9 protein-coding genes are annotated in these 5897 nt (G+C 57.4%); 2 read left to right on the forward strand and 7 right to left on the reverse strand.

The window, feature by feature from the left end; translation table 11 throughout:
• From C484_RS07840 to C484_RS24960, 5 genes are all read right to left on the reverse strand, one after another.
• Positions 1-547: hypothetical protein (locus C484_RS07840; protein ID WP_006825416.1), on the reverse strand; the 547-nt coding region annotated here is incomplete at its 3' end.
• A gap of 29 nt (positions 548-576) precedes the next feature.
• Positions 577-2058 carry a hypothetical protein gene (locus C484_RS07845; protein WP_005533713.1) on the reverse strand — a complete coding sequence of 494 codons (1482 nt, stop codon included), beginning with the start codon at positions 2056-2058 and terminating at the stop codon, positions 577-579.
• Between the two features lie 17 nt (positions 2059-2075).
• Entirely contained in the window at positions 2076-2285 is a 210-nt protein-coding gene (locus C484_RS07850; protein WP_004052064.1) for a hypothetical protein, read from the reverse strand.
• Positions 2285-2692, reverse strand: a complete 408-nt coding sequence (locus C484_RS07855) for a hypothetical protein (protein ID WP_005533704.1) — start codon at positions 2690-2692, stop codon at positions 2285-2287. The genes C484_RS07850 and C484_RS07855 overlap by 1 nt, the downstream gene beginning before the upstream one ends.
• Positions 2693-2768: 76 nt before the next feature.
• On the reverse strand, positions 2769-3044 hold the full coding sequence (locus tag C484_RS24960; RefSeq protein ID WP_005533701.1) for a helix-turn-helix domain-containing protein: 276 nt from the start codon (positions 3042-3044) through the stop codon (positions 2769-2771).
• A gap of 288 nt (positions 3045-3332) precedes the next feature.
• Between C484_RS24960 and C484_RS07865 the strand changes: the two genes are divergently transcribed.
• Together C484_RS07865 and C484_RS07870 are read left to right on the forward strand one after the other, a co-directional pair.
• Entirely contained in the window at positions 3333-3521 is a 189-nt protein-coding gene (locus tag C484_RS07865) for a hypothetical protein (RefSeq protein WP_005533698.1), read from the forward strand.
• Positions 3522-3523: 2 nt separating this feature from the next.
• The gene (locus tag C484_RS07870; RefSeq protein ID WP_239640281.1) at positions 3524-4192 is read left to right on the forward strand and encodes an adenylate kinase; all 669 of its coding nucleotides are present in this window, start codon (positions 3524-3526) and stop codon (positions 4190-4192) included.
• A 341-nt stretch (positions 4193-4533) separates the two neighbouring features.
• Here the strand turns inward: C484_RS07870 and C484_RS07875 are convergent, their stop codons facing one another.
• Complete coding sequence (locus C484_RS07875; RefSeq protein ID WP_006600903.1) at positions 4534-5097, reverse strand: HTH domain-containing protein; 564 nt, start codon at positions 5095-5097, stop codon at positions 4534-4536.
• A gap of 306 nt (positions 5098-5403) precedes the next feature.
• Positions 5404-5781 (reverse strand): hypothetical protein, encoded by a 378-nt coding sequence (locus C484_RS07880; protein WP_006825417.1) that lies wholly within the window; start codon positions 5779-5781, stop codon positions 5404-5406.
• Between the last annotated feature and the right edge of the window lie 116 nt (positions 5782-5897).

Raw genomic sequence — 5897 nt, forward strand, 5'->3', positions numbered from 1 at the left:
CCTCAAGGTCTGTCTCCTCGCGCTTGCGCTTCACCCAGACATAGGTCCCGCCGACTGACGCGACCGCTGTTGCGCCAATGAGTGACTGGACGGTGCCCCATTCGACGGGGGGTTTCGCGGCCCTAACTGCGTCAGACCGGATAGCAACGATACCGTCCGCATTCGATGAGGTGACGGTGATTGCCGACGCGCCGTTGAAGTCCTCGGCGCGGAAATTGACGGTGGTCTCGCCGGGGGTCAAGGTCATGCGCCGAACGCGGGCTTTCCCCGCGGCCGAGCCGTCTCCTTCGCTCAGGATTCGGGAGAGAGTCCCGGCGTCGGTGATTGCGATTCGAGTCGGAGTATCCGCCTCGACGACGAGCGAGAACGTCCCATTTGAGAACGACCACGATTTGATTCGAGTCGTCGGGGAGAGTTCGATAGTCTGGGTTGATTCGGGCGTGCTCGGCGTGGCGGTCGCTGTCTCGTTCGTCGCGGCGACCGTGCCGACGAGCGCGGGCGATACAACTGCGATGAGGATTATGAGTGTGGTGATTATTCGGCGCATGGTGTCCGAAAAATTGGGAATCGGTGGGGTTAGTTCCGGGTTGAGACGAGGATGAGCGCGACAATCGCGGCAACGATGATAACGCGGTCTTCGGTTCCAACACCGAAGCCACCGCCGCCACCACCGCCACCAGTTCCGGTGGTCTCATACTGCCTTCTGAGTTGTCGCAACTGCTCGATTTCGTCCGCGAGGGAGCTTGCGTTCGTTGAGTTGTAGAGGTACTTGTGTGGGCTGGTCGTGTTCATCGTCTCCCCTGTCCGGGTGTTCACAGCCTCTAAAATTTCAAACTGCGACCCATATGTGGAGAGGTCAACAATCGTGCCGTTGGCCCCATCTTGAACAGCCATGTAGAAGGTTCCATTATAATCTGAAAATCGGTATGTCTGACCAGTATCCCAGCCACCAGATGCGTCATCTCCGGTGTAGAACAATGTTCCATTAAGCACCGTCGGATTGCCCGAGCCGTCTCCGACTGCAATAGTGTGCGATGCATTGATATCCCCGGAAGCACCGGTTGACGCGAGCATGGCCGCGCCCTGACCGTAGTATCCAGACTTTTTGAGAGATGTGGATGCCTCAGCCCCGATAGTGGATGGGTCCATCATCGCAAGGTCTGACGAGTTTATTTCGCCTGCTTGGTACTGGCTGGACACCTCATCAACGTAGGGGTCCATATTCGCAAGCACTTGTTGGGTCTGCTCTTGGGTTTCGTCGAGCAGATAGGTGTCGTTCTGGTCGTTCGCCCAAGAGCCGAGCGACCCATAATCCTGTGACTCGAAGATTCGTGTCTCCTCGGACGAGTTTGGTTCGACGGCAACAACCCGGATAGGAGATGCTTTTGGTGGGTCTGACGACCCCCCCGGATGGAAACGGGAGCCGGATGGGAGAGTCCTCAGAGAGATTTCTTCAGTATCGACAGATGTTCCATTGACTAACTCGAATTGAATCGTGTTTGTTCCAAGCGTTTCACCACCAGAGTACCATTCTCCATTCCTCTCATTTTGGTAGTAGTATCCAATTGTTTGGTCGGATTGGTTATCTAGACTAGCTATTTGAGTGACTTTAGCGTCCCAATCTGAGAGAATCCGAACCTGAACCCGAGAGTAGTAGTCTCGAACCGTTTGGTTCACCGCGGATTTAGCCTGTGACCGGGATGCACCGTTATTTAGCTCGTTCACCATCGTTATTTTAGCCTTTGACATGGCGACCGTTCGAGCATTAGCCATGAAGTTCTGCGTCGTCGTGGTGTACGAGTCGGTTGCGTCTTTCAGGGCAAGAGCGCTTGAATACGCATTTGTGGCGGTGAGATTCTCATAGTCGGTGTTGTCTGACCAATGACAACCCTCGGTATTGCCGAGAATCGTATTGAACCACGCACCACCGAGGTAGTTTGACGCCGAACCATCGCAGTTGACCATCTCCGCAGATGCGTGTCCGACCGGAGATGACCCTGGAACCACGCCGCTCGTGGCGGCGGTCGTGATGACGATTCCAACGAGCAGCATAACCATGACCCTCCGAACGAGAGTCACGAATCAAACACCTCAACGAGTCCGAGCCGGTCTGCGATGAGAGACCCACCGGCTGCACCAACCACAATCAGCCCTATTTCAAGACTGCCACCAAGCAGGTCGGATAAAATCGTGATGTCTGCGCCCGCGGATAGTCCGGCGTCGAGAGCACCAACCGACGCGCCAAGTGTGGCGACCGTCTCTAGGTCAAGGTCAAGGTCCACCATTAGAGCATCCACCCCGCAGCGAACCCGGCCGTGCTCGTGATGCCGACGTAGACCAAGCCCCAGAGGTCGCTACTCTGGAAGAATGAGGAAACGTCACCGACCAACAGCCACGCAGCGAACACCCCGACCGTGCCGAAAATCGACCACATATAGTAGTCGTCAAGCTTCTCCGCATCGTCTTTGAGAGACGATAGGTCGGTGTTCTCGTTCGTGATGATGATGCCCGCGAACGCGCCGACAGATACCGCGTACGCAAGCGTGATTTCGATATTCCCCGACGAGAAAATCACGTCGGTGAAATTGATATCGAATAGTTGGAAGGTTGCGATGCCCGTCTGAATGAATCCGGCGACCATGAGAGCCACCGTGAACCCCGCGTCTGCGGGGTCGAATTCCATCTTCGACATTACATTTTTAGACTGTCGCAATTAGTGAAAAGTGTTTGTGTTGATGACTGTTTAGTTTGCGTAGCAAATATCCATCTTAAGCCTCGTAAACATCAATCTGTGGCTTTACAAGGCCGATTGCTGACTCTCGGCCACGGTCCGTTAGTCGGTAGACTCCGCCGCCCTTCTCCTGCACGAATCCAGCATCTAAGAGGTCCTGAAAGGAACGAGACACCGAATTTCGGTGTCTCCCTGTCCTCCGAGCAATGTTACCAGCCTTATCATCATTGTGGAGTAACAAATCAACGAGGATGGCTTTCTGTGTTGGCGTGATGTCCATGAGATACCCGCCAATCGCTGGATGGAAACTCATTGTGGTCAATATGTTTGCATGGCTAACAGAATTGTTTGCATTACGAGCAGTTTGGAAGAACTAACAAACGTTTAAGTAATCCTGACTGAACAGTTAGAGCAAGAACTCGGACGTGTCACTCACGGTGTGGCGCGGCGGGAGCAAGATGGCCCCTTGCTCCCGAAGAAGAACCCCCGAAACCGAAGCAACGGTTTCGGGCGTGTATATGAGCTAACGGCGCTATCCGGCTTAAATTCACCGGATATGCTGTTTGCACTGCAAATTTTCGAGGTTCGTGGGCTGTCAACCATGCAACACGACAATCCCGCACTCCGACCAATTCGATTCATCGACGATGCCGAAGCAGTAGCTGACGCGCTCGACGCCGTCGACGAACTAGCGACCCACCCGGTCGTTGGCGAGGTCTCGCGCGAAATCGCAGCGCTCGCACGTGATGCCGCATCGAACCCTGACCAACACAACCTATCTCAGCAATGACCATGACCTCACTAGACGACGTTATCGACCGAATCGACTCCCTCGAATCCCGTGTTTCCGAACTCGAAGCCGAGAACGAACGACTCCGTGCCGAACTCGAAGGCGAGAGAAAGGCACGTGAAGACGCAGAAGACCGGGTTGAAACTCTCGAAGGGTGGCAGAATGGCATGTCTCGATGGAAGCAGTTTGTCAACGACGCTCTCGAAGGAATCGAGACTGCGGACGCCGGCCCTCAGTCGGACGACCTCGTTGGACTCCTCCCCATCGAAAAACTCGCCCGGATGCCCGACGACGTGGCGCGCACCCAGCTCGATACAGCTCAGTCTCGGAACCTCTGGCGTGCCCGGTTCATCTGGAACCACATGGACGACCTCGCTAGCATCGCGGGCGACTCGAACAACCAGAAGTTCCGCGTCACCTCCCCGGACATGATGAAGGCCCTGAAGGTCGCCGGAGAGTCGGACGGCGCGGTCGAGAGCAAGACGACGAAGCGAATCATGGAACGCATCGTTGATTGGACGCACGGACTCGCTGAAATCCGCCACACGTCGTCTGGAGAGCGCGCGCTTGTCATCCCGACCGATTGGGCGGAGCGCCGGGCGGATGTCGTCTCAGCCGAATCTGGGGCGGGGACTCCCGCGGCTGGCGGCGTCGTCAGCGGGGGGCGGTAGACGCGGGGGTTCTCCCCCGCCGACCGGCTCCCGGTTAGGTTCAACACCCTAACACGAATGCGTTGTGTTGGTGGTTCGATTAGCGGTTGGTGCGTCTCTTGTTGCGTTCTTGTTGCGTTCTTGGTCTATGGAATTAACTCCCGAGAGCTATCGGTCCGCGGACCGCCCTTGCTGACGACGGTGCCAGCCGACCCGACTCGGATTGCTATACCGACATACGGTTTACCGGCCGGTACACCGCCGACTCCGAGCATAGAAATCGACGGCGAGAAGCTTTGAACCTGTCTGCAACCGTGTTCCGCGGCCCTAACCCCAAGGGTTAGGGCAGGGAGACCCGACCTCTAGACCCATTCGTATTCGTGTGGAGGTCCGTGATGATGGACTGCGCGGCCGTCATCGACCGCGAGCCGGAGCGCCGGGCGCACCGACTTCCGCCACCACGTCTCTTTGCTCTGGTCCTCGACGGCGAACGCGGGCAGAAGTTCGTCCTCAAAATCCGAGCGCGTCATCCGACCATCGTCCCGAAGGACGCGGAGCGCCGCGCGACCGGCGTCACGTTGCTCCTGTCGCTTTGCGTCCGTCCGTCCGGGCGTCCAGTCGGCCAGCAGGTCCTCGAAGCCGTCGCGGTCGTCGCTCGTCTCAGACGCGTCGTCAAGAGCCGTCTGGTCGGGATGCTCGTCCGGGCGCATCGTCGGCGGCGTCACTCGGTCAACGTGCCACCATGCAACCGCCCGAGCGCCGACTTGCTTGCTTCCCACGTCGTCGGTTCGCTCTAGGATTCGGAGTTGGTTCAGGACGTGCCGAGACGAACACCCGAGTTCGTCGGCTAGGTCTCCAGTCGTCACAACCGGGTCACGATGTCGCAACATCGCGTCCTCAATCGCGTCTAGGTCAACTTCGCTCATACTTCGTTCGTCGTTCGCACGAGGGAACCATAACCGTTCCCACGTGCGAACGACGAACGAATACGGTGGTTCCTTCGCCATTCGTTCGCCATTCGTTCGCCATTCGTTCGCCATTCGTTCGCCATTCGTTCGTGGGAACGCCGGTCGCCCCTGTCCAGAAAAAAGAGAACTTTCTACCGATTCGTACACGTCAAACAATCGACGAATCGACCACTATATAAAGAAACGCTGTTCGCGAGCTTCGTCGACGAGCTGAACATCGCCGTTTTTCGTCGAACGAGATTGAGATTCTAAACATCGCCCGGCTCAGAATATCCGGCGCGGATGTATCTTGACTTGGTTCGAGCCACGATGACCTCCCGCCCCGTAGAACTTGAGCCGGAGAGCACCGGCATCGACCGAGCGCATATCCACGACTTGGATGCCACGACCGCGGGCGCGGTAGGGAACGAACACGTACAGTCCTCGCTCCTCTGCGAGCCGTTCGTGATAGTCTTCGAAGATTCGGAATCGGCCTTCGGAGCCATCACGACGGTTCAGCATCGCGGCTTTGACTTCGACCGGGCGGCCGTCCGACGTTCGGGCGTCGTGCCAACTCCCGTGGTCGGCGTCGAGGCCGTAGCGCCGCTGCGCCGCTTCCTCCGCGAGTCGGCCATATCGTGCCGCCTTTCGAGAGCGATTCATAATTTTGCTTGACCTTGACCCGCCGGTTCGTCGAGCAGATCGACGCGAGACCCCCGGCGAAAATCAGCCAAATGGCGACCCCGCCAATCCCCCGCCCCCCCGAAAAATCCCATCAC

Origin of the sequence: Natrialba taiwanensis DSM 12281, from assembly GCF_000337595.1 — an archaeon.
Taxonomy (GTDB): domain Archaea; phylum Halobacteriota; class Halobacteria; order Halobacteriales; family Natrialbaceae; genus Natrialba; species Natrialba taiwanensis.